Below are 25,915 nucleotides of genomic sequence, written 5' to 3' on the forward strand. Positions count from 1 at the left end.
AAGAAGCCGTCTCATTACTAAAATTTGAGACGGTTTTTTTATTTTTCAATATCTTCGATAAAAGTTTATTTTTTTATATATAAATGAAAAATTTAGTTTTAAGCGGCAATTTTCTTTCTTAAATTGTGTGCTAAAGCCATTAAACCGAACTCAAGTTCTGTTTTTTGGATTCCCTTTAAAGAAAATCGTCTAAAATTATGGTTGTGTTTGAGTTGTGCAAATACAGGTTCAACATCGGCTGTGCGTTGTTTTCTTTTTTGTAAACCTTTTTCACTTGTAAGTAGTTCTCTTATTTTTTGTTTGTGTCTTTCAAGATTGTGATTTCTTTCTATACTCCTATTTCCTTTTCCTTTAAAACACTGAACTCGCAGTGGACAACCTTCGCAGTTTTTGGCTTGGTAATGTGATAAATGTTGTGTGTATCCAGCTTCGGTAGTTTTTTTACTTTCGTGAGTTTTGTGCATTTTTTGTCCCATCGGACATACATAATAATCTTCTTCTTGGTTGTAATGAAGATTTTCTTTGCTAAAGGGTTTATGTTCCTTTTGATAATTTTTGTCTTGTTCTTTGTCAAAAGTATTGTACTTCACATAAGCCGTTAATTGTTGTTTTTCAAGGTAATCATAGTTTTCTTCGCTTCCATAACCAGCGTCAGCGGTGATGTCTTCTAATTCTTTAAATACTTCTTCGCCGTAGGTTTCTTTGAAGTTTTCTAAATGTGGTTGTAAGGTCTTAGTATCTGTTGGATTTTGGTGTAATGTGTAATTAACGATGATTTGATTTTCAGTAGATATTTGTGCGTTGTAACCTGGTTTTAGTTGTCCGTTTTGCATGTGATCTTCTTTCATTCGCATAAAAGTAGCATCAGGATCAGTTTTACTGTAGGAGTTTCTTTCACCCAAATTAGCTTCTTGCTCTTCGTATTTTTGAAGATTTTTTTCAAAATTTTGTTTGATGTAACGCAGTTTTGCTTTGGCTTTTGATGTAGCTTTTTCATTCCCTGAGAGCTTGGCATCGATTTGTTCTACCGTTTTTTGAATAACTTCTTTACTGATTTCTTTAAACTCAGGTGGTTCTGGATTTGGGTCATCATCATTGGAGATGCTTTGAGTATAATTCCATAATTCCTCTAACTGAGTAAGCATTTTAGCTTTGTTTGTTTTGATGCTATTACCCCAAACAAAGGTATATCTTCCTGCTTGTGCTTCTATCTTTGTGCCATCGATATAAATTTGTTTTAATGAAATCAATCCTTCAGAAGCCAACATTAATACTACTTGTTTGAAAATTTCTTTAAAACTATCCTTTAACTTATTGCTTCTAAATCTATTAATAGTGTTGTGATCAACTATGGTCATTCCGGTTAACCACATAAAATTTATGTTTTCTCTAATGGCTAATTCTATTTTCCTGGAAGAATACGTATTAGTCATGTAAGCATACAACATTACTTTGAGCAACATTTTTGGATGGTAAGCTGGATTACCCTCTTTACTGTATGCTTTTAATAATGGTTGGATGTTGATAGATTCCACAACTTGGTCAACTACTCGAACAGGATGTTTCTTAGAAATAAGGTCGTCAAACGAATAGGGCAAAAGTGTGATTTGTCGTTGATTGTAATGTTTAAAATTCATATATAATCGTCTGTAAATCAGATATAAATATACAAAAAATCACTCTTTTATACAAGAAAAAAACATAAAAAAACCGTCTCTAGTTGTGAGACGGCTTCTATAATTATTTGGGTAGAATGATTAGTTTCTATTGCTGGCGAAACGGCTTAACAATTTTAAAATTTCAATGTATAACCAAACAATAGTTACTAATAAACCAAATGCGCCATACCATTCCATGAATTTAGGAGCGCCTTGCTCAGCGCCTCTTTCAATCATATCAAAGTCTAATAATAAATTCATAGCTGCAACTGCAACAACGAATAAACTAATACCAATACCTAACATACCACCATTTGTGATACTCATAAATGGCATATTAACATTGAATAAACTCAGTATTAATGTAAGTCCATAAAATATTGCAATTCCCAAGGTGGCGGTAAAAATAATGCTGCGTAATTTATCGGTTACTTTAATAATTCTAAAGCTATAAAGCAAGAACATGGCTAATGCTACGCCAAAAGTTAAACCTACTGCTTGTAAAACAAGGTTAGGATAGCTTTTAGCAAACATGTCATTGATAATTGCAGAAATACCGCCAATAAATAGTCCTTCTAAAATACCATATGCTGGGGCAATATATCCTGCCCACATGGGTTTAAACATAATGCCAATGGCTGCAATTAAACCACCAAAAATGCCCACCATCATTAATGTGGTAGTGGTTTGGGGCTGTCCACTGGCATAAGCATGCCAGGTATAAAATGCGCCGCCAATAACCATTAGCATTAAAAAGCCAAATTTATTAAGCGTACCTCTTACGCTCATAATGCCTTGTGCATTAGCTTGAGCCGTGAGACTGTTATCAAAAATTTTCTCAGTTAAAGTAGGGTTACCAGATTTAAAAATTGCCATAGTTTCAAAAAATTTTTATAGTGTAAAGTTACTGCAATAAAACAAAAATACACGTTAAATCTATAAGGGCTTTTTAAGGTTTGGATAATGATCAACAGTTTCAAAAATATAGTTGGGATTTTGTTTTAATAAACCTATAAATTTTTGAAGTGAGTCAGTAAAATTGGCATGTCTAAACATGCGGTCGTGTGTTAAAATAACTAAATGATTTTTGGTATGCGTATAATTTTTTTCAAATGCATTATTTACCATTTGAAACATTGTTTCGGGGCTTTCAATGGGGTTAGCTGTTTTATGATCAAACCCCCATTCAACATCCCATCCAATTACATTATAGCCCGCACTGTCTAATTTCATACATACCGGTTTTACCAAAGGCGAAGCTCTAAAAGAAGTAGCTGACACCCATGCACTATTTCCCGGAAGCCGAATGATTTTAAAAGGTACATGCAATTTTTCCTGTGCTTGCATAAAATCTTCAAATGCCATATTGGGATGGTGGTAAAAATATCGGTATCTATTATTGGCATGTGTATTACTGTGGTTGGCCAATAAAATTTCAGGGTAATCATTTCTTACCGAACGCACTAATTTTTTCAAATATTCATCGCCAACCTGATTGCCAATCATGAAAAATGTAGCTTTTATTTGTTCATTTTTTACCAACTGTAAGCAAGTGGTGGTACCATTCTGAGGGCCATCATCAAAAGTTAAGTAAATGTATTTTTTGGTTGAATCATAAGTGATGGGTGTGCTATGAATTGCAGGGTACAAATCTATGTAGGCACTACTGTCCGTTTTTTGGGGAATGATATCAGTTGGGGAAATACCAATGGAAGCCGTTTTAGTTGCACCTTTTATTGTAGTGTTGTTAGATGATGTTTTAGGATTATTATTACAGGAAATCGAAAACAATAGCATTAATGCTAAGAACGCTTTGAAATTACTTTGAAACCCAAATTTTTTTTCCATATCTCTGTTTTAAACTCAGCAGGAAATGCAAGTTAATGCGTGTAGATTTAATAATTGTTTAAAATGTTTCTAAAATGGGTAATTTAAGCTGTAAATTGAAAAAGGATTATACTTAACTTCGTTATCAATTTTTTTAAAATGACTAGAACAGAGCAAACACTGCAAGACGTTGTTATAAAGTTTGCAGGCGACAGCGGCGATGGAATGCAATTAACCGGGCAGCAATTTACCAATAACACTGCCCTGTTGGGAATTGATTTAGCAACATTTCCAGATTTTCCGGCTGAGATACGTGCCCCTATTGGTACTTTACCCGGGGTTAGTGGATTTCAACTGCACTTTTCATCGAACAAAGTGTACACACCCGGTGATATTGCCGATGTTCTGGTTGCTATGAATGCAGCTGCATTAAAAGTGAATTTGAAAAGTATTAAACCCGGTGGAAAAATTATTGTGAATATTGATGGGTTTGATGCTAAAAATTTACGTTTGGCTAACTATCCGGAAGGCGTTAATCCTTTAGAAGATGGCAGTTTGGATAATTTTGAAGTAATTAAAATAGATGTTACCCGCCTTACTCGTGAAGCTTTAAAAGATTTTACTGATTTAGGTACCAAGGAACGCGACAGGGCAAAAAACATGTTTGTATTAGGTTTTATTTATTGGATGTACGATAGAACCCTTGATACAACTATTGCATTTTTAAAAGAAAAGTTCGGCAAAAAGGAAAGCATTTTACAAAGCAATATTAAAGTTTTACAAGCGGGTTATAACTATGGTGATACCACCGAAACATTTACTACCCGATACAAAGTTGAAAAAGCCAAATTACCTGCAGGAACCTATAGAAGCATTATGGGAAATCAGGCATTGGCCTATGGTTTAATTGCCGCCAGTCAAAAAAGCGGACTGCCGTTATTCCTGGGTTCATACCCTATAACACCTGCATCAGATATATTACACGAATTAAGTAAGCACAAAGCTTTTGGTGTAAAAACTTTTCAGGCAGAAGATGAAATTGCAGCCATTTCTTCCAGCATTGGTGCTAGTTATGGTGGTGCTTTAGGCGTAACTACCACTTCCGGTCCCGGCATGGCACTGAAAACAGAAGCAATGGGTTTAGCTGTAATGTTGGAAATTCCTTTGGTTATTGTAGATATTCAACGTGGTGGCCCCTCAACCGGATTACCTACCAAAACGGAACAAAGCGATTTAATGCAAGCTTATTACGGTCGTAATGGCGAATGTCCTATGCCGATTATAGCTTCTGCAACACCCAGCGATTGTTTTGATGTAGCTTATGAAGCTTGCAGAATTGCGGTACAACACATGACACCGGTTATTTTGTTAAGTGATGGATATATTGCCAATGGTGCCGAACCCTGGCGATTCCCTAAGTCGGCTGATTTAAAACCCATTGAGGTAAAATTTGCTGCAGCGCAACAAAATACCGATTCAAAATTTCAACCTTATTTACGCGATGAAAAATTAGTGCGTCCCTGGGCTATTCCAGGAACAGCAGGTTTAGAGCATAGAATTGGTGGTTTGGAAAAACAGGATATAACAGGAAATGTTAGTTATGATCCGGACAATCACCAACACATGGTGAAAACTCGCCAGGAAAAGGTTGATAAAATTGCTGATTATATTCCCTTGCAACAATTGGATAGTGGTGCAGAAACCGGCGATTTGTTGGTAATTGGATGGGGGTCAACCTATGGTGCCATAAAAAGTGCAGTGCTTGAGTTGCAACAACAAGGGTACTCCGTTAGTCATGCGCATTTAAGATATGTACGGCCATTCCCTAAAAACTTAGGAAATATAATTAAGAATTTTAAACAAGTTTTGGTTCCGGAAATAAATAACGGGCAGTTAATTAAAATTTTACGTGACCAATTTTTGGTAGATGCCAAAGGTTATAATAAAATAATGGGAATACCTATTACCAAAACAGAACTAATTACAGAAATAAAACGGATATTGCAACAAAAATAATAGAATAGGTTTTTAAAATTTTAACGCCCCTTTCTTAATCCTGTATCAAAAACCAAAACCCTCCTTCCAGAAACGGAGGGTTTATTCTTTTAATTGAGCAGTAATTTTAGCCATATCTATGGAAATATTGTATAAAAAACTGTACTGGTCTGTAATTGATTTTAGCGTTGATAAATAGGGACGTGTGTTGCTGTTCAATTGACCTGTTTCAATTTCTTTATTTCGAATGTTTAATAGCTCGTTTATTTTTACATAAATGGAAAAGGTTTTATTCTGTTTCTTATCACCATTTGTTGAATTGGTAAATGAATTGGCGGTTTGTAACTGTGCTGCACTGTTATGTAAATGTTCAAGAATGTGTTGCGCTAATTCGTTTAATTCAGGTGTAACCAAGTTGTCTTTAATTTCACTAGCATAATAGTTTAAAGTTGCCAAATGTGCATTGGCCATATATAAAACCACTACCAATTGATGAATTTGTGGTAAATGTATTTGTTGATGTTTGGGTTCTGATAACATTCTATTAAAGCTGTCTGAAACATTCGAAGCTGAAATCCAACTTTCTTTTCTTAATAAGCGTATGCTATTTTTTTCATAGGGTTGTTTACCTGTTAAAACATTATTTAAAGCCTGAAAATATGCAGCACAGCTATTAATGGCTTTATATAGTAAATTATTAAGCTGTGTATTTTCCCAAACGGGCGGTAAAATAAAACTAAATACAATTGCCAAAGCCGAGCCTATGGCTGTGTCAATTACTCTGTCGGTAATTAGTAATCTGTAATTGTTAAAGTTTAATAAGTGATACAGCAATAATACGTAAACAGTAATGGCAACTACGCTAATAATGTAATTGGTGCGCATAAAGCTGTATGCAATAAACATGCTAATGGTTAATATAATTAACAGCAATGTATCTGCATGAATAAAATAAAGCAAAGCGGCACCAACAGCAGCACCAATAAGGGTGCCAGTTAAACGTTCTTTATTTCTTTTTTTGGTTAAATTATAGGCAGGTTTCAAAATAACAATTACGGTAAGTAACAACCAATAACTATGTCCTAACAAAAAGAAATGTGCAATTATATAGGCACATAAAGCAGCCAAAGCAATTCGGAGTGAATGCCTGAATATATTTGATTGAAATGACAGATTATCTAAAATTACGTCAATTGATATACGTTGATGTGATATAAAATCTTCCGGATTGGTTTCTTTAATTTTTTTTCTGCTTATTTTTTCTTTGTTGTTAATGTATTTTTCTAAAGTCTTAATTCTGGCAGCAACCGCTTCAATACTGTCTAAAATTTGTTTTAGACTAATTAAAATACTAATAGAGTTGGAAGAAATTTCATTAGCATGTAAAGTTGCGTATTGATTTCTTAAGGGTTGTATAAGTTGTTCTATGGCTAAACTTTTTATGGTAGAGGTACCGCCTTTAAGCGCAATGCCGGTTTCTTCCAAATAATTTCCCAACTGATGAATACATTGCGTATATTCCTGTAATAATGGTTGAGCGGGCTTAAATGAATGTAGTGCTTTATAATCCTGATGAGACGTCATTATAGTGTCCAATAAATCAGTAACATCTAAAAATGCCAACATTAAATTTCTACTGATAGGTGTTGATTCTTTAACAAAACTGCGCGTTTTAAAAATAATTTCGGCAGTTAAATTTTGGCGTTCTAATGCTGTTGTTTGCAATTGTAGTAATTGGCTGTAGGTGTTTTCTATGTTAATGGTTGAATTAAATAAGTTTCCTTTTGTTTTTAAATATTTTCCTATGGTTTCAAAATATTCACCTAATGATTGTTGAACAATTTTATAAGGGCGTAGTTGGTATAATGCTAAACTTAAAATGCTGTACCAAACTGCACCTGCACCTATGTACAAACTAATCAATAATGCATTTTCAACATCTTTATAATGGTGGTCTGCTTGTAACACTAATATTAAAAGTGCAGCAACACCAATTGAAGCGGCCCGAGTACCAAATACCCCAATAATGGAAAAAATAAAACATAATATGGGTAATATTATTGCATAAAGCCATGGAATAAAACTGCTTAATCCCACTACTATGGCCACTAAAAAAAGCAATATGCTTCCGGCAAAAAAGCCATTCTTTCTATGTAAAATAGGCCCCGGATTATCACTGATTGCAATACCTAAAGCCCCTAAAGAAATATTAATGCCAATGGGTAAAGCGTTAAAATAGGCAGCAATGATAGAAGGTAATAGAATACCTATTGTCATGCGCACACCTTCGCCTACATAATAACTATTAATAAAACTGCGGAATTGCTTACCATAATCCATACAGTTATAAAGTTATTGTGTTTGCAAATGTGATGAATGTAATTATAGATATTGAGCGTATTGGCACTATTTTTTACTCTTAGCCAGGTGTTGTTCCCAAGCCCAGGCTGTGCGCATCATATCTTCTAAATTGTATTGAATATGCCAATTTAAAGCATGTTTTGCTAACTCATTGTTAGCATAAATGGCTACAACATCTCCGGGCCTTCTGGCACCAATTTCATAATTTAGTTTTACACCGCTTACTTTTTCAAATGCGTGAATAGCTTCAAGCACCGTTACACCATTTCCTGTTCCTAAATTAAATACATCGCAATACGTTTTATTTTTTTGCTCAATTAAGTATTGTAAAGCCAACGTATGTGCATGCGCAATATCGCAAACATGAATAAAGTCTCTTATGCAACTTCCATCGCGGGTTGGGTAATCGTTTCCGTAAACCGTTAATTTAGGAATTTTGCCAATGGCTGTTTGGGTAATAGCCGGTACTAAATTCATGGGTTTGCCAATGGGTAACTCACCCAAATGATTGGAGGGATGTGCACCTACCGGATTAAAGTAGCGTAATAATATAGAAGCCGTTTCATAAGCATTACTGCAATCGCGTACAATATCTTCACCCATTTGTTTTGTGGCACCGTAAGGTGATTCTGCTTTTTTGATGGGAAATGTTTCTGTTACAGGAATGCTATCAGGATTGCCATATACTGTACATGAAGATGAAAATACAAAATAAGGAACGGAAAATTCCTTTACACACTTCATTAAATTGATTAGCGAGAACAAATTATTTTCATAATAAAGCAAGGGCTCTTGTACTGATTCGCCTACTGCTTTATATGCCGCAAAATGTATAATGCCCGCAATATTACGCTCTTCTTGAAAAACGGCTTGTGTTTCATCAAAATTTTTCAAATCAACTTTATAGTTCTTAATTTTTTTGCCTGTTATTAATTCAATGCCTTTTAAAGCATCTGTTCCTGAACGAGAATTGTTATCAATTGAAATTACTTCAAATCCATTTTCAATTAAATCAACAATTGTATGCGAACCAATGTAGCCGCAGCCACCGGTTACGAGAATTTTTTTCATTCTTGTTAAATTAATTCAGTTATATATAATAAATAAATATTTTTTGCATCAATTCAAGCAAAACAACTCTGCAGGCTTATGCAAATTTAGCAATGGCCTAAATATAAAAAGAAAGCTGCATTAATATATGCGCAAACGTTAGAATAAAAAATTGGTAATATAATAAAAAATGGCAGCCATACCTGCTGATAATGGAATGGTTAATATCCATGCCCAAACCAGGTTTATGGTTACACCCCATCTTACTGCACTTAAGCGTTTGGTTGCACCCACGCCAATAATTGCACCGGTAATAGTGTGGGTGGTACTAACCGGAATACCAAAAAATGTAGTTAAAAAAATGGTAAGTGCACCACCACCTTCAGCACAAAAACCTTCTAACGGGGTAACCTTTGTTATTTTGGTTCCCATTGTTTTTACAATACGCCATCCGCCAAATAAAGTACCTAAAGCAATGGCCGAATAGCATGCAAAGGGCAACCATTCGGGCATTGTAAAATCATGTATAGTGCCAATATTGGGGTTAGATGATTTTTCGAAAAACCAAATTCCTGCTAAAATCAGTCCCATGGTTTTTTGGGAATCACCACCGCCATGTGCCAAACTTAGTGCACCGGATGATACCAATTGTAAGCGTTTGAACCAACTTTCAGCTTTAGATGGACGGGCATTCTTGGCTACGTTTACTGTTAGCACTGTAATAATAAATCCAAAAATAAGACCTATGATAGGCGATAAAATCATGAATATAAGTGCAGTAATAATTGGTGAGCTGTTAACACCATCAACGCCACCTCCGGCTGCAATAGCTGCACCCGCTAAACCTCCAATAAGGGTGTGTGATGAACTGGATGGAATACCAAAATACCAGGTAATTAGGTTCCAAATAATAGCAGCAACAGTAGCAGCAATAAGCACATGAAAATTAATGATGTTTTCTGCAATAATGTTGGCTATGGTTCCTGCTACTTTATGTTCTTTAAATACAAAATAAGCTATAAAATTGAAAGAAGCAGCCCAAATTACTGCTTGTAACGGTGTAAGTACTTTAGTTGAAACAATGGTGGCAATAGAGTTGGCCGCATCGTGAAATCCATTAATAAAATCAAATATCAGCGCAAGTATTACTAATGTAACTAATAAAATCGTCATAAATTTTAATTGCGGTTAGGTGTTGTAAATTGCCGTTATTATGCGTACTTAATAATAATAGATTCTATTACATTAGCAGCATCCTCACATTTATCTGTTGCAATTTCAAGTACCTGATAAATTTCTCGTTTCTTAATTACCTCTTTCGCGTCATTTTCTTTTTGAAACAGCATTTCAATGCTCATGTCAAAAACATCATCTGCCTGATTTTCAATAGAATTTACTTTTACCAAAGCTTCGGTCATTTTTCTTAAATCTTTCATGTCGCGCAGACCGTAAACAGCTTTTTTAATTTCATTACAACCTTGAAAAATTAATTCCGCCATTTTTTGAATACCACTATCATTGGGGTTAATGTGGTAAAAGTTTATCTTCTTTGATGAAGAGTAAATATAATCGGCTATATCATCCAAAGCGGTGGCTAGGTAGTGAATATCTTCTCTATCAAAAGGGGTAATAAAATTTCTCCCTAATTCAGTAAAAATTTTATGTGTATGGTCATCATTTTTGTGTTCTAAATCTTCAATTTGTTTAATTAAAGCCGCACGTTTATCATGATCGGGTTCGGCAACCACTTTTTTTAACATATCGGCCATTTCGCATACCGTATCGGCAACTTGCTCAAAAAGTTCATAAAAAATTTTGTTTTTGGGCATAAAAATCCTGCCAATCGTGTTTAATCCCATAATCGAAAAAATTTGGACAAATGTAAAACTATGAAGTGGAAGCCTTGGGCAAAAAAAAGAATTAATAATTTGTTAATACAGCCGATTAAACTTTGGCCCCAAACCTTAATAATTTCTTTGCAAACCCTTTACAATTGCTTCACATTGGGCTTGTTTCTTTGCAAAAAGTTTTAGTTCATAGTTAAGAGCAACAAGAGTACAGTAGATTTTCTCATGTCCGGCCCTTATTTTCATAGAGGCTTTTTTATTTAATTGCGTTTGGTGGCAAGGGTAAATCCTACGGTGGTGCCTACATCTATTTTACTGCGTATATGAATGGTTTGACCATGGGCTTCAATAATGTGTTTGCATATAGCTAACCCAAGGCCGGTACCTCCTACATTACGGCTTCGGCCTCTATCGGTTCTGTAAAAACGTTCAAAAACACGGGGTAAATGTTCTTCAGCTATACCAATACCATCATCGCTAATTTCAACCAAAACATGGGCACCGTCGGTTTTATAAATGCTGGCTACAATACTACCATTGTTTTTGCCATATTTGGTGGCATTTACCACTAAATTATTCAAAACCTGACGTATTTTTTCCTTATCGGCAAACACCATAATCGGTGCTTCACATCCTTTTTTAATGCTGGTTTTAATTTGGCGGGCTGCAGTTTTAATAGAAAGGGTTTCAAATACCTCTTTTATTAAGTCTTGAATAACAAAGTTTTCTTTATAAAGGGGTTGTTCGCCGCTTTCCAATTTTGAAATTTCATCTAAATCCTCAACCAAATTCACCATTCGGTCAATGTTTTTTGAAGCATTTTCTAAAAACCTTCGGTTTACCTCTGTATTGTCAATGGCGCCATTCAATAAGGTATCAACATAACCTTGTATAGCAAAAATGGGTGTTTTAAATTCGTGAGCCAGATTTTGTAGAAATTCTTTTCTGTAAGCTTCATTTTGTTTTAAAAGCTCAATTTCTGCGCTTTTTTGTTCTGCCCATTTTTCTACATCTTCTCTTACTTCATCAATGCCTTTTTGCGGTAATATATATTTATAATAAGTTTCCTCGCGTTTACTGGCCTTTGTTTGATATATGAATTTGTAAATGAGTTTTATTTTACGATAAATAAACGATTCTAATACAAAGCCAATAAGGTAGTAGCTGCCAATAAAAGTTAAAAAAAGCGCAATTATGCCAATCCAAATATTTTCAATTATCAAGAAGGCAATGCCAATAGGAACAGCTAAAAACAAGGCTGTTAAGGCTGATAATTGTTGTGGTGATAGGTTTTTGGTTTCAAACATGGTGTAAAAATAAACAGAATATAAGGCAACAGTAAATTATAGCATAGGTTAGCTATAATTCATTGACATTTTCCTTAAATATCAAATTTATAGCCTACACCTTTAACAGTGGTAATACAGTCTAAATTTAACTTTTGACGTATTTTTCTAATGTGCACATCAATGGTTCTATCGCCTACAATTACTTCATTACCCCAAACTTGCGACAGTATTTCGTTACGCAAAAATACCCTGCCCGGTTTGGCTGCTAATAAGTAAAGCAATTCAAATTCTTTTTTGGCTAAAATAATTTCTTTGCCATCAATTTCAACCACAAATTTTACAGGATCAATATTAATGTTGCCTACTTTAATAGGTTTCCCTTCCTCTTCATTTTTATTAATTCTTCTAAAAAGCGCATTAACGCGGCTTACTAAAATTTTGGGTGATATGGGTTTGCTTATGTAATCATCAGCACCGGTTTCCAACCCTTTAATGTGTGATGGCTCATCGTTTAATGCAGTTAAAAATATAATGAGTGTTTGCTGAAATTGCGGCTGCGATCGCAATATGGAACATACTTCAATGCCGGTTTTATGTGGCATCATTATATCTAATATAATTAATTGGGGTTTAAACTGCTTGGCTTTTTCAATAGCTTCATTCCCATCTTTAGCAGTTATTACTTCATAGCCTTCCTTGGTAAGATTGTATTGAATTATCTCTAAAATATCCGGCTCGTCATCAGCAATTAAAATTCGTTTGGCTGTTGTTTCCATGGTAACATTTAATTTACACAAAATTAACTTACAGTTTTTGCATTCACTTACAAACGTCAGATTATCTAATTGTTAAGTCCATTAACGAAAAATTTGCATAAATGCATTTATTTTTGAATTATATGCAATTGTTTAGAAGGGTACTTTTATTAGTATGTTGTATTAGTGGAATAATTTTTGTGCAGGCCCAGCCTGAATTAGCTATGCCTGCTATTCCCCATATGCGGCAACTCATTCACGATAATATTCAAAAGGCAGAGCAAAATATTATTCAATTAACACCCAATACCAACCATTTATTTGCACCTACTGATGATATAGATGTAAACCTTCAAATTACACAGCTATTGCATACTACGGTGCACAATATGCGTGCATCAATTGAATTAGACAGTACCATTAATAATAATGATAAATATAAATGGTTGCGCGGAATTTATAGTTTATTGGAAGGATTTACTACCGCTTATAAAGCAGGATTAATAAAAGGAATGATGCTGGGCGATTTAATGTTAGCCTATGAACAAGCAGTTGACCTTGAAAAGCAAAACCTTTCTATTGCACCAATTATACAAGCAAATGATGTGGCTATTGATAATTTATTGGTCAACAATTTTGCTTTGCAAAACAATATTGGCATTCAGGAAGCTAAAAATATTATTGTTTTAAAAAATTGCCAGTTGTATCCGGATAATATATTGAACATTGTTGCCAATAACATCAATGTTCCATTTGCCGATAGTTTAATTGCAGTAGTTGCCCATCGCAATCCTGATATGATTTACGACTACCTTGGAGCTGCTAATCAATTGGCTCAAAAAATAAAAAAAGTAAATGACCCGTTGGTGCAAACTATTTATCAAATTGAGAAAATGCCGGGTGGTAGAATATATTTTGCTTTTTTAGATGAAATATATCGCAAACAAATTACCATCGATTCCATACAAAAAATAAAAGATACGGATGATCCATTTTATAAATTGTTGGTAAATACCGAAATAAAATATGCAGCGCGCATGCAAATGGGCGATACACCTTATGCCAAACAGGTATTGACTGAAAAATTAAGGCAAAAAGCTATTGAACATTATATCAATGAAATAAATGGATTGCATGATGATCCCCGTGATGCCGTTAGATTTAAAGTTTTAGAAAACCTTGCACCACAAGACCTTTACTACTTATGTGTATTGGGTGAAGAAGATATTTACACCAGCAGCTACTTAGGTGTGTATAACAGAATTTTCCCCAGAATGACCATTCCGCGATCTGATACTTTATTGGCATGGGTACATGACGATTATTATAAAAAATTTATTCGCATGGCAGCTGCTTATAATGTGTTAGATGATTTTTTAAAAAGAATGGATAAAAGCACTGCGCAAAATTTAATTAAACGCTTTGTAAACGGACTTGAAAAAACAACCACTTTAGAAGATGCTGTAGATGTTGCCAATTCCTATGCAAGTATAAACGATGCTGCAATTCGAAATTTAATGTTGTTGCAGGTACAACAACAGTTGCAATACAATAAACGTATACACAACGAACGTGGTATTGTCATTTATAATATTTTAAATACCATTTTTTTATCAATGAATCCGGCTAATGGTATTAATGTTTCTGCACAATTGGGTATTATTCCTGTTTATGAAATGCCCATTAATTTGTTGAAAGATGCCGGCGGTAAAATTATTATTCAGCAGTTTTTTTATGGTGATAAAGACGGAAAGAATATTTTCAATTCTTTTATTGCCAACTACAATAATGCCAATTGGCGTATCGTGTATAAACCTGAATGGGTTGAAGTAAAATCAACCAGAGGAGTGCCCATTGAAATTTATGCTAATAAACCTTTAGATGCGGAACAAGATTTAGATGATGCTGCACAACAGCATTTGTGCGATTATTTAGATTCAGCACATATTGATCCTACGGTTGTAATACATCGTGGCCATAGTTATTATGTAAACTCAACCATTAAACGTTTATTTCCTTCGGCTAAAGTTATTATGCTGGGTAGTTGTGGCGGTTATAATAGCCTGAATGATGTTTTGAAAATTTGTCCCGAATCACACATTATTGCCTCTAAACAGGTGGGAACAGGTGTAGTAAATATGGCGTTAATTGAAGCCATTACTGAAACCTTACGTCAGGGAAAAAATTTAGATTGGACAAAAATTTGGGCAGGTCTTCAAAACAGGTTTACAGGTGGCTATAAAGAAAAATTTGACGACTATGTGCCACCGCAAAATAATTTAGGGGCCATGTTTATTATGGCCTACAAAAAGGCTATGGAAAAAAACAAAAATTAGTTTAACCTGTTTTATGCTTAACTACAAAAATGGGTTGTATTTTATTTCATGTCCAATGGTAGTTGCCGGGCCATGGCCGGAATATACTACTGTATCATCAGGTAATGTAAGCAGTTTTTCTTTAATGTTTTTAATTAAGGAATTGTGATTGCCACCCGGCAAATCGGTTCTTCCAATACTTTCTCGGAATAAAGCATCGCCGGCAATTAATATTTTTTGTGGAGCATAATATAAACAAATACTTCCGGGCGAATGACCCGGAATTTCTAAAACTTCAAATGCGGCCTCATCTAACCAAACTTTATCCCCTTCTTTTAATAAATGCACTTTCCCTTTAAAATTATCAAATGGTAAGCCCCATCGTTTTCCCGATTCGGGTGCCAATTCCAATAATGGTAACTCATCTTTATGGGTCCAAAGGTCAAGGTGGTAATGTTCATTTACCCACTTATTGCCAAAAACATGGTCTAAATGGCAGTGGGTATTCACCAGTAGAATTGGTTTAAGCTGTTTTTCTTCAACAAATTCCTGAAAAATGCGTTGTTCGGAAGAAAAATAAAATCCCGGGTCAACAATTATGGCATTCAAGGCATCATTATAAATTAAATAAGTGTTTTCCTGAATGGGATTAAATGTAAAAACTTTAATGTGCAACATGTGCTTATTTTTAAAATGATAATAGGTAATTACTTAATTTTAACAAGTATTGTGGAATTAGAATTGATTTGGCTAATATCTTCACTTTGTTTTTTATGCCATTGTTTTCTAAAACCCGGTACATTTTTTAATATTGACAGGATATGCAAATGAAATTAATTCATAAAGTTACAATCTTCTTTTCTTTTCTATTACCTGTATCAGTTTTTGCACAGGTAAATATGGTTGAGTTTGGGAAAAATAGGGTTCAATACAATCAATTTAAATGGAAATTTTATCAATCGCCCAATTTTAATACTTATGTAACACAGGGTGGTACCGCACTAGGAAAATTTGTTTCACAAGTAGCAGAAGATAACTTGCCCGAGCTTGAAAAATTTACTGAATATAGTTTGCAACGCAGAGCCAATATTGTTGTTTACAATAGTTATGATGACTATAAGCAAAGTAATATAGGATTGGGCATTGATTGGCAAAATGCCGGTGGACTTACCAAGCTGGTGAACAATAAAATTGTGGTTTATTTTGATGGAAATCACAATCACTTACGCAACCAAATAAGAGAAGGTATTGCTAAGGTTTTAACCGATAATATTTTGTTTGGCGATGATATTGGTGAATTTGCCAGTAACCAGGCACTATTAGATTTACCTAAATGGCTAACAGATGGGTATGTGGCATATGCAGCTGAGAATTGGAGTACCGAAAAGGATGATCAGTTAAAAAGTGCTATGTTAAGCGGTAAATACAATAATTTTTATCAGTTTGCTTTTGATAAGCCTTTATTAGCCGGAAATGCATTTTGGTATTATATAGCCGAGCACTACAGAAAAGAAAATGTAACTTATTTTCTTTACATGGCGCGTATTTATAAAAGTTTAAATAGCGCTTCAGAAAAAATTTGCAAAAAGAAATTTAAAGAAGTACTGGATGACTTTATGCAGCAAATGCAAGACCGCTATTATAAAGATATTCGCCAAAGGAGAAATGCACCAAAAGGAGTATTAAGTGTATCGGAAGATGTAAGTAAAAATGATTATTTCCGTTTTCAGGCTAATCCTAATCCAAGAAGTAACAATTATGCGGTAGTGGAATTTAAAAAGGGTGTTTATAAAGTAAAATATGTTGAAAATTTTTACGATACAAAAGTACTATTAGATTATGGTGTTAGAACGAATGAAGGCGATATCAATCCCAATTATCCTATTCTGGCTTGGGATGGTAAGGGTACCCGCTTATTGGTTATTTATTGGGATAAGGGTAAAATAAAAATGTTTGTTTATGATGTTTTGGCTCGGTACAAACGTTATAAACAAGATATTACCGGCTTTGAGCAAATAACCGATGCATCATTTATGCTCGATGCAAATACGCTAATATTAAGTGCAGTTAAAAACGGCCAAACAGATTTGTTTATTTATAAAATTGATGACCAAAAAGTTGAACAAATTACCAATGATGTTTATGATGAATTGTATCCCAGTTTTGTATCATTTCCAAATCGTTCCGGAATAATTTTCTCATCAAATCGCCCAAGCCCCAATGCACCAAGTAATGATACGGTATTACCCAGTCGTTATCGGTTCAATATTTTCTTAATTGATATATTGAATAAAAGTAAAACAAAACAAATTACGCAACTTACCAATTTAAAATATGGAAATGCCAAGTATCCCATGCAATATAATACCAATCACTTCACTTTTGTAAGTGATGAGAATGGCATTGCTAACCGATGGGCCGGATTTTTTTCTACCCAACGGGAGGGGCTTGACACATTATACTACATTGGTACTGAGTTATTGCGTAATCCTTCCACAAAAGAACTTGATTCTACTTTAGCTGCCTGGCGAAAACCTGAACCAGACAGTATCAGTTATTTTCAGGTTTATAAAGACTCTACCTATACATTCCCCATTACGAATTATCAAAGTTCATTGTTAGAATCACGTGTGGCAGGCAATAATGACCAAGTGAGTGAAACACGTCAGGAAGGCGATTTTAAATATTTGTATAAATTGAAAGTGGATGCTACTGCTTTAAATAGGCGCAATGTTAATGCTAGGCCCACTCAATATATGCAGGAAGTAATGCAGGCCGACAAGATTGCTCAGGGTAAACCATTAAACTTTGCTGCTGCCAATAATAAAAACAATAAAAAACAACCGGTAGTAGTTGATACTGTTCGGCATGCGCCTAAAAACTTTTTCCAAAACGAGTTTGCAAATGATACCACCAATACAGCCAATAATGCCGAAATAGCCGGTAATGCAGGGAATAGCGATTTAGCGAATGTAACAGGAAGTAATCAGCAGCATAATTATATACAACAAACAAAATTGTTTAATTATCGTTTAAAATTTAGTGCTGATTATTTATTGGCCGGTGTTACAAATAATATATTGGTTAATCGTTTTCAACCCTATGCCGGTGGGGCAGGGCCTATTCAGCTTAACAACGGAAGTGCCATTAACTGGAGTTTCCGCGCTGGTGTTAGTGATTTAATGGAAGATATTAAATTCATTGGCGGTATTCGTTTTGGTACTACTTTAAAAGACAAAGACTTCTTCTTCTCATTTCAAAATTTAAAGCATAGGGTTGACTGGGGTATTACTTATTACCGCAGTACTCAAAGTAACTTCTTTAATACAACACCATACGATAATCAGCTATATACCAATTTGTATCAGTTTAATGTAGCCTATCCATTCGATCAGGTAAGGAGTCTAAGAGCTACTTTTGGCTTACGTAAAGACCTCGGCGTTATTAAACCGGCCGACCAGTTTTCATTAAAAGTGAGTGATACTTCTGCTCAATATTTGGTAGGACATATTGAATACGTTTATGATAACACTATAAATCCTGCTCAAAATATTTGGAATGGATTACGTTGGAAAGTGTACTTTGATATGACCGAACCAATAGCAGGCACTACGGGCGGAAGTGGCAATCAAACCTATAATGTTGGTTTTGATGCACGTAATTATTATAAAATTTATCGCAATTTTATTTGGGCAACTCGTGCTGCCGGCGACTTTAGCTTCGGTAATCAAAAAATAATTTATTATTTAGGTGGAACCGACGGATGGGTAAATCCAAAATTCAACAGTGCCAATCAACCTGCACCCGATCAAACTTATGCCTTCCAATCGTTGGCATTAAATATGCGTGGTTATAATCAAAATGTAGCCAATGGTAACAATGCTGTGGTTATTAATAGTGAATTAAGGTTGCCCTTATTCTCAACTTTATTCAATAAGCCTATTAATAATGCATTCCTTCGCAATTTCCAGGTAATTCAATTTATTGATTTAGGTACTGCGTGGAATGGTAAATTCAATGGCATTCAACGGCCAACGGAAATATTCCCATCACCCAATCCGCAAGCCAATCCAATTAATGTTAGGATTGACGCAGGTGGTTTAGGCCCTTTTGCCGGTGGTTATGGATTTGGTGTGCGTAGCACTTTGCTGGGTTATTTTATTCGCGCTGACTTAGGCTGGCCAATGAAAGGAGTGTTCCGTGGTCCATCCGTTTTTTATTTATCGCTTGGTTTGGATTTCTAATCATTGAAGTTTTTCAATTCAATAATTGCATCATAAAAATCCACGTAAGTTTATTTTTAACAATGCGTGGATTTTTTATGTGGTAATTAAAGCGTATATCTTTGGAATAAAAATAAGGCAGCCAATAATGGCACTAATGCATGAAGCCCACAAAACAGCACCTGCAGCAATATCTTTAATGGTTTTAATGTTTGGCTGAAATTGAACGGTAATTTGGTTACATGTTTTTTCAATAGCCGTATTCAACATTTCTAATGCTATTACCAGTGCTATACAAATTAAAATGAATATCCATTCCGTTTTTGAAACATGTAAAACTATACCAAGTAGGATGGCTGCCAAGGCAATGCAACCTTGAATTTTGGCATTTCTCTCATATTTAAAAAATAAATAAATTCCTGTTGCTGCTAAGTGTAACGCTTTCCAAAATATTTTCATAACTTATTAATTTTAGCTTAAAACACTGTGTTTAAAAATAAAATATTTTCCTGCTCTTTTCAAATCATTACCCCACATAAATTAATTAAATGAATTATATTTTGTATTATTTCGATTTTTTACAATAAGCAGCATTCAAATCATTTAACTTATCTTTCCACAAAATAATCATCATTCATAACACTTAAAAGTGCTGTTGTGATTTATGTCTCATTTTACAATACGCTATCCTTTAATTTTGCAGTATGATATGGCATGCAGCTAAGAAAATCCTGTTGAGTGTATTGATGTTGGTATTATTCAATACGCTGGCTACAGCACAAATAATTAAAATTAGCGGAGTTATTGTTGATAAACAAAGTGATGAACCTATCCCTTTTTCTACAGCAGTATTTAAATTAAGTGGACAAGGGGTACTAACAGACTCATCAGGCAAATTTTCATTTACTTCCGGTCAGTGGAGTCATAATGATACTTTGCAAATCAGCAGTGTGGGTTATAAGAATGTGCTAATTCCTGCGTCCTTATTTAAAGATTCAGCTTTTTTTACCGTTAAAATGGAATTACTTCCCAGTACTGATGTAGTGGTAAAAAGCAAGTATAATCGCGCTTTATGGTTTTGGCGAAAAATTATGCAGCACAAACCTGAACACGATAGAACCCACTGGAAAAACTATTATTACGAAGCTTACAATAAATTGGAATTAGATATTGCCAATATTAATACCGAAAAACTGTCCAAAAATTTTTTAGTTAAACCCCTCAATTTTGTTTTTAATTATATTGATTCTACTTCCGAAGAAAAGCCTTTTTTACCTGCTTATTTAACCGAAACTATTTCCGATTATTACCATCAAAATAATCCTGTTCGTTCTCGCGAAATTATAAAAGCTACAAAAACCAATGGTATTGATAATGAAAGCCTGATTAAACAACTGGGTAATATGTACCAAATAGTTGATATATATGCCAATACCATTCCTGTATTTAATCGTTCTTTCATTGGCCCGTTTAATGAAAGGGCTGATAAGTTTTACAATTTTAAATTGTTAGATACGCAATACCTCAATCACCGTCGTTTAGTGCATTTTAAGTTTACGCCTAAACATAAGGGTGAAGATTTATTTGATGGTGATTGTTGGGTTAATGATACCAGTTTTGCCATTCAAAAAATTACTTTACGGCCTGCCGTTGATGTAAATTTAAATTTTGTAAGTGGGCTGACTTTAATTCAGGAATATCGCTTAATTGATGATAGTATTTGGTTTTTATCGAAAGATAAATTTGTTGTAGATATTTCCCCATTGGGAAAAAATAAACTGGCATTTAAAGGCCGGAAAACAACCACCTATAGGAAGGTTTTATTAAACAGCCCCTATGTTACTCAAATGCTCGATTCTGCTAAAACCCCTAGTGAGGTAGATTTGTTACCCAATGTTACCAATTTGCCCGATTCTTTTTGGGTTACGCATCGACACGAGGAATTAAACAAAAGTGAAAAAACAGTTTATGCACTACTTGATACATTAGAAAAAAATGTAACTTACATTCGTTATAGAAACGCATTAGAATTTTTGGCAAAGGGATATAAAGATGTTGGTAATTTTCGGATTGGTCCTTGGTGGTATTGGTTAAGTGGAAATCCATATGAAGGAATAAGAACAAGATTTGATGTAGAAACCAACAGGGGCTTTAATGAACATTGGTATGCGCACACTTATTTAGCTTATGGTTTTAAAGATCAGGGCCTAAAGGGACTCGGCGAAATTCGGTATCAGTTTAGCAGGCAGCCTTGGAGCTATATTAATTTAAAATACCGTAACGATTTAGATAACGGACAAATGTATGCCGATGAAATGGGTACGGACAATATTTTTGCTACCATATTCAGACGCCCCAATATTCCCTTTAAATATCAGCGATCCGAAGAATGGAATTTAGAATATTATGCTTCTACTAATTCCGGTTTTGGTTTTGGAACTTCTTTAACTTCAAAGCAATATCAAGCAGTATTAAACTTGCCGGGTAAACAATACTTCCCAACCACCAATGGCGGCACGCCTTTAAAAACATTTGAGGCCGGTTTCAGTGTGCGTTATGCTTATGATGAACGTACTTTGGTAAGCAATTTTACACAATACAGCTTAGGTAGCGATTATCCTATTGTTTTGTTCAATTATGTGCATGGCTTTCCAGGGGTTTTGCATAGCAGTTATACCTATGATAAGGTTAGCTTATCTGTTTCAGATAATTTGAAAATTGCTCCTTTTGGTTATTTGTATTACAATTTATATGGTGGTAAAATTTTTGGAACCGCACCCTATCAGTTTCTTGAAATACATCCGGGTAATGAACAATATTATTACAACAAATATGCTTTTAGTTTAATGAACCGTTTTGAATATGTAAGCGATGAATATGCAGGTGTTAATATTGAACACATTATTGGTAATGGTTTATTCCGTTTAACCTCATTTACCCGTAAACTAAAGCTACGCCAATTATGGACTTTTAAAGCTGTAGTGGGTAATCTGAGCCAAGCTAATCAACAATTAAATTATGTGGGTAATGCGCCATTTAAATCATTAGGCGGCAATGTTTATACAGAATTGGGAACAGGAATTGATAATATTTTTAAATTATTCAGGGTTGATTTTATTTGGCGTTTATCACCAACACCTGCTGTTAATGAAACCGTTAATAAATTTGGTGTATTTGGCAGTTTCCGTATTTCATTCTAACATTAAAAATTTATTCACTTTGCAAAATGGTTTTGCAAATATTTTTGGCAATACCGGGTCCTTCATAAATAAAACCGGTCCATACTTGTATTAATGATGCACCCATTTTTATTTTTTCAACTGCTTGTTCACCTGTAAAAATACCACCACTTCCAATAATAGGTAAACGGTGTTGGGTTTGTGTAGCAACATAACTTAGAATGGTGTTACTTTTTTGGTATAAGGGTGCCCCACTTAAGCCACCGGCACCAATTGCATCAATTTGCGCTTTTGAAGTATGCAATAAAGTTTCTCTTCCAATTGTGGTATTACTAACTACCAATCCGGAAAGTTGTGTTTGTTCTGCTAATTCAATAATGTCATCAATTGCTTGATTACTTAAATCGGGGGCAATTTTAAGTAAAATGGGTTTAGGTTTTGTTTTACCATAATTGGCGTTTTGTACTTTGCTTACAATTTCACGTAACGCCTCTTTTTCTTGTAAAGCCCGCAGTCCGGGAGTGTTGGGTGAACTAACATTTAACACAAAATAATCTGCTGTATCATACAAGCTATTAAAGCATAAGCAATAATCTAAACTCGCTTCTTCATTAGGGGTATCTTTATTTTTACCTATGTTGGCACCAACAATTAAGTTTGATGGATGTTTTGTGTTGGTTTTATTTCGCCACATGGCAAGTCTTTCTTGAATGGCAACAACGCCATCATTATTGAAGCCCATGCGATTGATTAAAGCTTTATCTTTTGTAAGTCGGAATAACCGAGGTTTTTCATTGCCTGATTGTGGCTTGGGTGTAACTGTACCAATTTCAACAAAGCCAAATCCCAAACAATCCAATGCACCAAGATAAATAGCATTTTTATCAAAACCTGCACCTAACCCAACAGGATTTTTAAAAGTTAATCCCCAAAGTTTTTTTTCTAATTTAGGATGGTTGTATGAGCAATTTTGTTGAATAATTTTTTTTATTGGTGCAAATCTGCAACCCATTTGTAAACTATTCATTGCAAAATAGTGCGCCTTTTCAGGTTCCAGTTGAAACATTAAATTTCTTAAAAATGTGTACATACTGCGAAGATAATATGGCGAATTTTAACGCCGGAATAATTTCTAACTCCGGCTTATCATATTATTCCGTTGCATCATTAATGTTGCCTGCTGATCGGAAATCTTTAACACAAAGCGACTAAAATTTCATGAAATATTTAGTTGCATAAACAACTTTATTTGTTACATTTGAACAGTAAATTATTTGTTATGCAGGAAGCCTACATTGTAGCCGGTTTTAGAACAGCAGTTACTAAAAGCAAAAAAGGGGGATTTCGTTTTTATCGTCCCGATGATTTAGCTGTTGAAGTAATAAAAGGTTTAATGGCATCAGTACCACAATTAGATTATAAAAGAGTGGATGACGTTATTGTTGGTAATGCTGTGCCCGAAGCGGAACAAGGTTTGCAATTTGGAAGAATTATTGCGGCCAAAGCGCTTGGTATTGAAGTAGCGGGTATTACTATAAATCGTTATTGTGCAAGTGGTTTAGAAAGTATAGCAATGGCTACTGCTAAAATACGCACCGGTATGGCCGATTGCATTATTGCCGGTGGAACTGAGAGTATGAGTTTAGTGCCGACGACAGGTTGGAAAACAGTGCCTTCGTACAATATTGCTAAAGATGAACCCGACTATTATCTAAGTATGGGCTTAACTGCAGAAGCTGTTTCAAAAGAATTTAATGTTACTCGTGAAGCACAAGATGAGTTTGCTTATTATTCACACCAAAAAGCGAAAGTAGCCATTGAAAATGGTTATTTTAAATCAGGCATATTGCCTATTTCTGTTCAAGAAACTTATGTAAATGAAAAGGGTAAAAAAGCTGTTCGCAGTTTTGTAGTAGATACTGATGAGGGATTAAGAGCCGATACAACAATGGAAGGCCTTGCTAAACTAAAGCCTGCATTTGCTTTAAATGGAACGGTTACTGCAGGAAATTCTTCACAAACCAGTGATGGTGCTGCTTTTACAATTGTAATGAGCGAGAAAATGATGAATGAATTGGGCTTAAAGCCTTTGGGCAGATTGGTCAATTGCGCAAGTGCCGGCGTACATCCACGCATTATGGGAATAGGGCCGGTTGCTGCTGTGCCTAAAGTATTAAAACAAGCAGGTATTAGTTTAAGTGATATTGATTTAATAGAATTGAATGAAGCTTTTGCCGCACAATCTGTTGCAGTTATTCGCGAACTGGGACTTGATCCGCAAAAAGTAAATATTAATGGGGGAGCCATTGCCTTGGGCCATCCTTTGGGTTGTACAGGTGCTAAATTAACCATACAAATTTTAAACGATTTGCAACGGCTAAATAAAAAGTATGGTATGGTTACTGCTTGCGTAGGAGGTGGTCAAGGTATTGCTGGAATTATTGAACGATTATAAATAGTTTACCTAAACAAAACAGACAGAAAAATAATATTATTTTTTTATAAAATGATTTAAATCATTTGCAGAGCCAATTCCATGTATTAACTTTAGTGAACAAAAGTTAACATATGAAAACTATTTTAGTTCCCACCGATTTTTCTGAAACAGCCAAACATGCCGCTATTTATGCTATGGAAGTGGCAAAACAAGTGAATGCCGAAAAGGTTATTCTTTATAACACTTACCAAACTATGGTTACAGTAGGAGCTGATCCATTAATTCCTGCTGTTGATACAGTGAGCATTGAAAATTTGGAACAAGGAAGCAAAACAGGTTTAGAAAATTTAAAATTTGTATTGTTAGCTTATCAGTCTCCACATGTTACCATTGAAACTATTTCCGAATTTAATTTTTTAACAGATGGCATTAAAGGTGTCTGCGAAAAAATGAATATTGATTTAATTATTATGGGTATTACTGGTGGTGATGCTATTGAAGAAAATTTATTTGGAAGTAATACCATCAATGTTGCCAAGCATGTGCACGTGCCTGTTATTATTGTGCCCAAACATGCCCCGATAAAGCCAATAGAAAAAGTTTTGTTTTTAAGCGACTTTCAACAAGTGGTTGAAACTACACCGGCTAAACCTATATTGAATATTTTAGATGCTACACATGCAGCTTTATATGTTATGAACATTGATAAAGATAATAGCCATTTTACCCCCGATACACCTCATCAAAGCTTAATGCTGCATAACTTGTTGCATCAATACAACCCGGAATATCATTTTGTAGATAGCGATAATTTTATGGAGGCTACCAATACGTTCGTGCATCAACATAAAATTGATTTATTAATTACTATACCTAAACGGCGCAGTTTTTTTGATACAATATTCAAACGCAGTCATACCAAAATGATGGCTTTTCATAGCAATGTGCCTTTAATGGTTGTACACGATTAGCGCATATT

Annotated in this window: 18 protein-coding genes; 6 read left to right on the forward strand and 12 right to left on the reverse strand. The window is 34.6% G+C overall.

Annotated features, from left to right (window positions below; translation table 11 throughout):
• Positions 1-98: 98 nt before the first annotated feature.
• The 3 genes from LX80_RS10600 to LX80_RS10610 form a co-directional block, all read right to left on the reverse strand.
• Positions 99-1,637, reverse strand: coding sequence for an IS1182 family transposase (locus LX80_RS10600; protein ID WP_111296236.1), 1,539 nt, complete (start codon positions 1,635-1,637; stop codon positions 99-101).
• A 120-nt stretch (positions 1,638-1,757) separates the two neighbouring features.
• A complete protein-coding gene (locus tag LX80_RS10605) occupies positions 1,758-2,534 on the reverse strand; it encodes a Bax inhibitor-1/YccA family protein (protein ID WP_111296239.1) in 777 nt (258 codons plus the stop codon).
• Between the two features lie 60 nt (positions 2,535-2,594).
• Entirely contained in the window at positions 2,595-3,506 is a 912-nt protein-coding gene (locus tag LX80_RS10610; RefSeq protein ID WP_111296242.1) for a polysaccharide deacetylase family protein, read from the reverse strand.
• A gap of 138 nt (positions 3,507-3,644) precedes the next feature.
• On the opposite strand from LX80_RS10610, the gene LX80_RS10615 reads away from it, so the two are divergent.
• Positions 3,645-5,501: a 2-oxoacid:acceptor oxidoreductase subunit alpha gene (locus tag LX80_RS10615; RefSeq protein ID WP_111296245.1), complete on the forward strand. Its 1,857-nt coding sequence runs from the start codon at positions 3,645-3,647 to the stop codon at positions 5,499-5,501.
• An 81-nt stretch (positions 5,502-5,582) separates the two neighbouring features.
• On the opposite strand, the gene LX80_RS10620 is transcribed toward LX80_RS10615, so the two are convergent.
• From LX80_RS10620 to LX80_RS10645, 6 genes are all read right to left on the reverse strand, one after another.
• A complete protein-coding gene (locus tag LX80_RS10620) occupies positions 5,583-7,820 on the reverse strand; it encodes an FUSC family protein (RefSeq protein WP_111296246.1) in 2,238 nt (745 codons plus the stop codon).
• A 66-nt stretch (positions 7,821-7,886) separates the two neighbouring features.
• Positions 7,887-8,912, reverse strand: a complete 1,026-nt coding sequence (galE, locus tag LX80_RS10625; RefSeq protein ID WP_111296248.1) for a UDP-glucose 4-epimerase GalE — start codon at positions 8,910-8,912, stop codon at positions 7,887-7,889.
• Between the two features lie 138 nt (positions 8,913-9,050).
• Positions 9,051-10,064 (reverse strand): inorganic phosphate transporter, encoded by a 1,014-nt coding sequence (locus LX80_RS10630; RefSeq protein WP_111296251.1) that lies wholly within the window; start codon positions 10,062-10,064, stop codon positions 9,051-9,053.
• A 38-nt stretch (positions 10,065-10,102) separates the two neighbouring features.
• Positions 10,103-10,750, reverse strand: a complete 648-nt coding sequence (locus tag LX80_RS10635) for a DUF47 domain-containing protein (RefSeq protein ID WP_111296253.1) — start codon at positions 10,748-10,750, stop codon at positions 10,103-10,105.
• A gap of 248 nt (positions 10,751-10,998) precedes the next feature.
• Entirely contained in the window at positions 10,999-12,045 is a 1,047-nt protein-coding gene (locus LX80_RS10640) for a sensor histidine kinase (protein WP_111296256.1), read from the reverse strand.
• A gap of 74 nt (positions 12,046-12,119) precedes the next feature.
• The gene (locus LX80_RS10645; RefSeq protein WP_111296259.1) at positions 12,120-12,803 is read right to left on the reverse strand and encodes a response regulator; all 684 of its coding nucleotides are present in this window, start codon (positions 12,801-12,803) and stop codon (positions 12,120-12,122) included.
• A gap of 101 nt (positions 12,804-12,904) precedes the next feature.
• Between LX80_RS10645 and LX80_RS10650 the strand changes: the two genes are divergently transcribed.
• A complete protein-coding gene (locus LX80_RS10650) occupies positions 12,905-15,118 on the forward strand; it encodes a hypothetical protein (protein WP_111296262.1) in 2,214 nt (737 codons plus the stop codon).
• Between the two features lie 21 nt (positions 15,119-15,139).
• Here LX80_RS10650 and LX80_RS10655 read toward each other — a convergent pair whose 3' ends face one another.
• Positions 15,140-15,775: an MBL fold metallo-hydrolase gene (locus LX80_RS10655; RefSeq protein ID WP_111296265.1), complete on the reverse strand. Its 636-nt coding sequence runs from the start codon at positions 15,773-15,775 to the stop codon at positions 15,140-15,142.
• A gap of 143 nt (positions 15,776-15,918) precedes the next feature.
• On the opposite strand from LX80_RS10655, the gene LX80_RS10660 reads away from it, so the two are divergent.
• Positions 15,919-19,341, forward strand: coding sequence for a BamA/TamA family outer membrane protein (locus LX80_RS10660; RefSeq protein ID WP_245898042.1), 3,423 nt, complete (start codon positions 15,919-15,921; stop codon positions 19,339-19,341).
• Positions 19,342-19,416: 75 nt separating this feature from the next.
• Here LX80_RS10660 and LX80_RS10665 read toward each other — a convergent pair whose 3' ends face one another.
• Positions 19,417-19,779, reverse strand: a complete 363-nt coding sequence (locus LX80_RS10665) for a diacylglycerol kinase family protein (RefSeq protein WP_111296268.1) — start codon at positions 19,777-19,779, stop codon at positions 19,417-19,419.
• A 245-nt stretch (positions 19,780-20,024) separates the two neighbouring features.
• Here LX80_RS10665 and LX80_RS10670 point away from each other — a divergent pair, with 245 nt between their 5' ends.
• Positions 20,025-22,520 carry a DUF5686 family protein gene (locus tag LX80_RS10670; RefSeq protein WP_111296270.1) on the forward strand — a complete coding sequence of 832 codons (2,496 nt, stop codon included), beginning with the start codon at positions 20,025-20,027 and terminating at the stop codon, positions 22,518-22,520.
• Positions 22,521-22,530: 10 nt separating this feature from the next.
• Here LX80_RS10670 and LX80_RS10675 read toward each other — a convergent pair whose 3' ends face one another.
• Positions 22,531-23,589: a quinone-dependent dihydroorotate dehydrogenase gene (locus LX80_RS10675; RefSeq protein ID WP_111296273.1), complete on the reverse strand. Its 1,059-nt coding sequence runs from the start codon at positions 23,587-23,589 to the stop codon at positions 22,531-22,533.
• Positions 23,590-23,778: 189 nt separating this feature from the next.
• Here LX80_RS10675 and LX80_RS10680 point away from each other — a divergent pair, with 189 nt between their 5' ends.
• Together LX80_RS10680 and LX80_RS10685 are read left to right on the forward strand one after the other, a co-directional pair.
• Positions 23,779-24,954 (forward strand): acetyl-CoA C-acyltransferase, encoded by a 1,176-nt coding sequence (locus tag LX80_RS10680; protein ID WP_111296555.1) that lies wholly within the window; start codon positions 23,779-23,781, stop codon positions 24,952-24,954.
• Positions 24,955-25,067: 113 nt separating this feature from the next.
• Positions 25,068-25,907 (forward strand): universal stress protein, encoded by an 840-nt coding sequence (locus tag LX80_RS10685; RefSeq protein ID WP_111296276.1) that lies wholly within the window; start codon positions 25,068-25,070, stop codon positions 25,905-25,907.
• Positions 25,908-25,915 lie beyond the last annotated feature (8 nt).

It is taken from the genome of Hydrotalea sandarakina (assembly GCF_003254115.1).
GTDB lineage: Bacteria > Bacteroidota > Bacteroidia > Chitinophagales > Chitinophagaceae > Hydrotalea > Hydrotalea sandarakina.

Excerpts from the sequence above, each read along its gene's own strand:
- LX80_RS10600 (WP_111296236.1), bottom strand. The coding sequence starts at position 1,637 with ATGAATTTTAAACATTACAATCAACGACAAATCACACTTTTGCCCTAT.
- LX80_RS10605 (WP_111296239.1), bottom strand. The coding sequence starts at position 2,534 with ATGGCAATTTTTAAATCTGGTAACCCTACTTTAACTGAGAAAATTTTT.
- LX80_RS10610 (WP_111296242.1), bottom strand. The coding sequence starts at position 3,506 with ATGGAAAAAAAATTTGGGTTTCAAAGTAATTTCAAAGCGTTCTTAGCA.
- LX80_RS10615 (WP_111296245.1), top strand. The coding sequence starts at position 3,645 with ATGACTAGAACAGAGCAAACACTGCAAGACGTTGTTATAAAGTTTGCA.
- LX80_RS10620 (WP_111296246.1), bottom strand. The coding sequence starts at position 7,820 with ATGGATTATGGTAAGCAATTCCGCAGTTTTATTAATAGTTATTATGTA.
- galE (WP_111296248.1), bottom strand. The coding sequence starts at position 8,912 with ATGAAAAAAATTCTCGTAACCGGTGGCTGCGGCTACATTGGTTCGCAT.
- LX80_RS10630 (WP_111296251.1), bottom strand. The coding sequence starts at position 10,064 with ATGACGATTTTATTAGTTACATTAGTAATACTTGCGCTGATATTTGAT.
- LX80_RS10635 (WP_111296253.1), bottom strand. The coding sequence starts at position 10,750 with ATGGGATTAAACACGATTGGCAGGATTTTTATGCCCAAAAACAAAATT.
- LX80_RS10640 (WP_111296256.1), bottom strand. The coding sequence starts at position 12,045 with ATGTTTGAAACCAAAAACCTATCACCACAACAATTATCAGCCTTAACA.
- LX80_RS10645 (WP_111296259.1), bottom strand. The coding sequence starts at position 12,803 with ATGGAAACAACAGCCAAACGAATTTTAATTGCTGATGACGAGCCGGAT.
- LX80_RS10650 (WP_111296262.1), top strand. The coding sequence starts at position 12,905 with ATGCATTTATTTTTGAATTATATGCAATTGTTTAGAAGGGTACTTTTA.
- LX80_RS10655 (WP_111296265.1), bottom strand. The coding sequence starts at position 15,775 with ATGTTGCACATTAAAGTTTTTACATTTAATCCCATTCAGGAAAACACT.
- LX80_RS10660 (WP_245898042.1), top strand. The coding sequence starts at position 15,919 with ATGCAAATGAAATTAATTCATAAAGTTACAATCTTCTTTTCTTTTCTA.
- LX80_RS10665 (WP_111296268.1), bottom strand. The coding sequence starts at position 19,779 with ATGAAAATATTTTGGAAAGCGTTACACTTAGCAGCAACAGGAATTTAT.
- LX80_RS10670 (WP_111296270.1), top strand. The coding sequence starts at position 20,025 with ATGATATGGCATGCAGCTAAGAAAATCCTGTTGAGTGTATTGATGTTG.
- LX80_RS10675 (WP_111296273.1), bottom strand. The coding sequence starts at position 23,589 with ATGTACACATTTTTAAGAAATTTAATGTTTCAACTGGAACCTGAAAAG.
- LX80_RS10680 (WP_111296555.1), top strand. The coding sequence starts at position 23,779 with ATGCAGGAAGCCTACATTGTAGCCGGTTTTAGAACAGCAGTTACTAAA.
- LX80_RS10685 (WP_111296276.1), top strand. The coding sequence starts at position 25,068 with ATGAAAACTATTTTAGTTCCCACCGATTTTTCTGAAACAGCCAAACAT.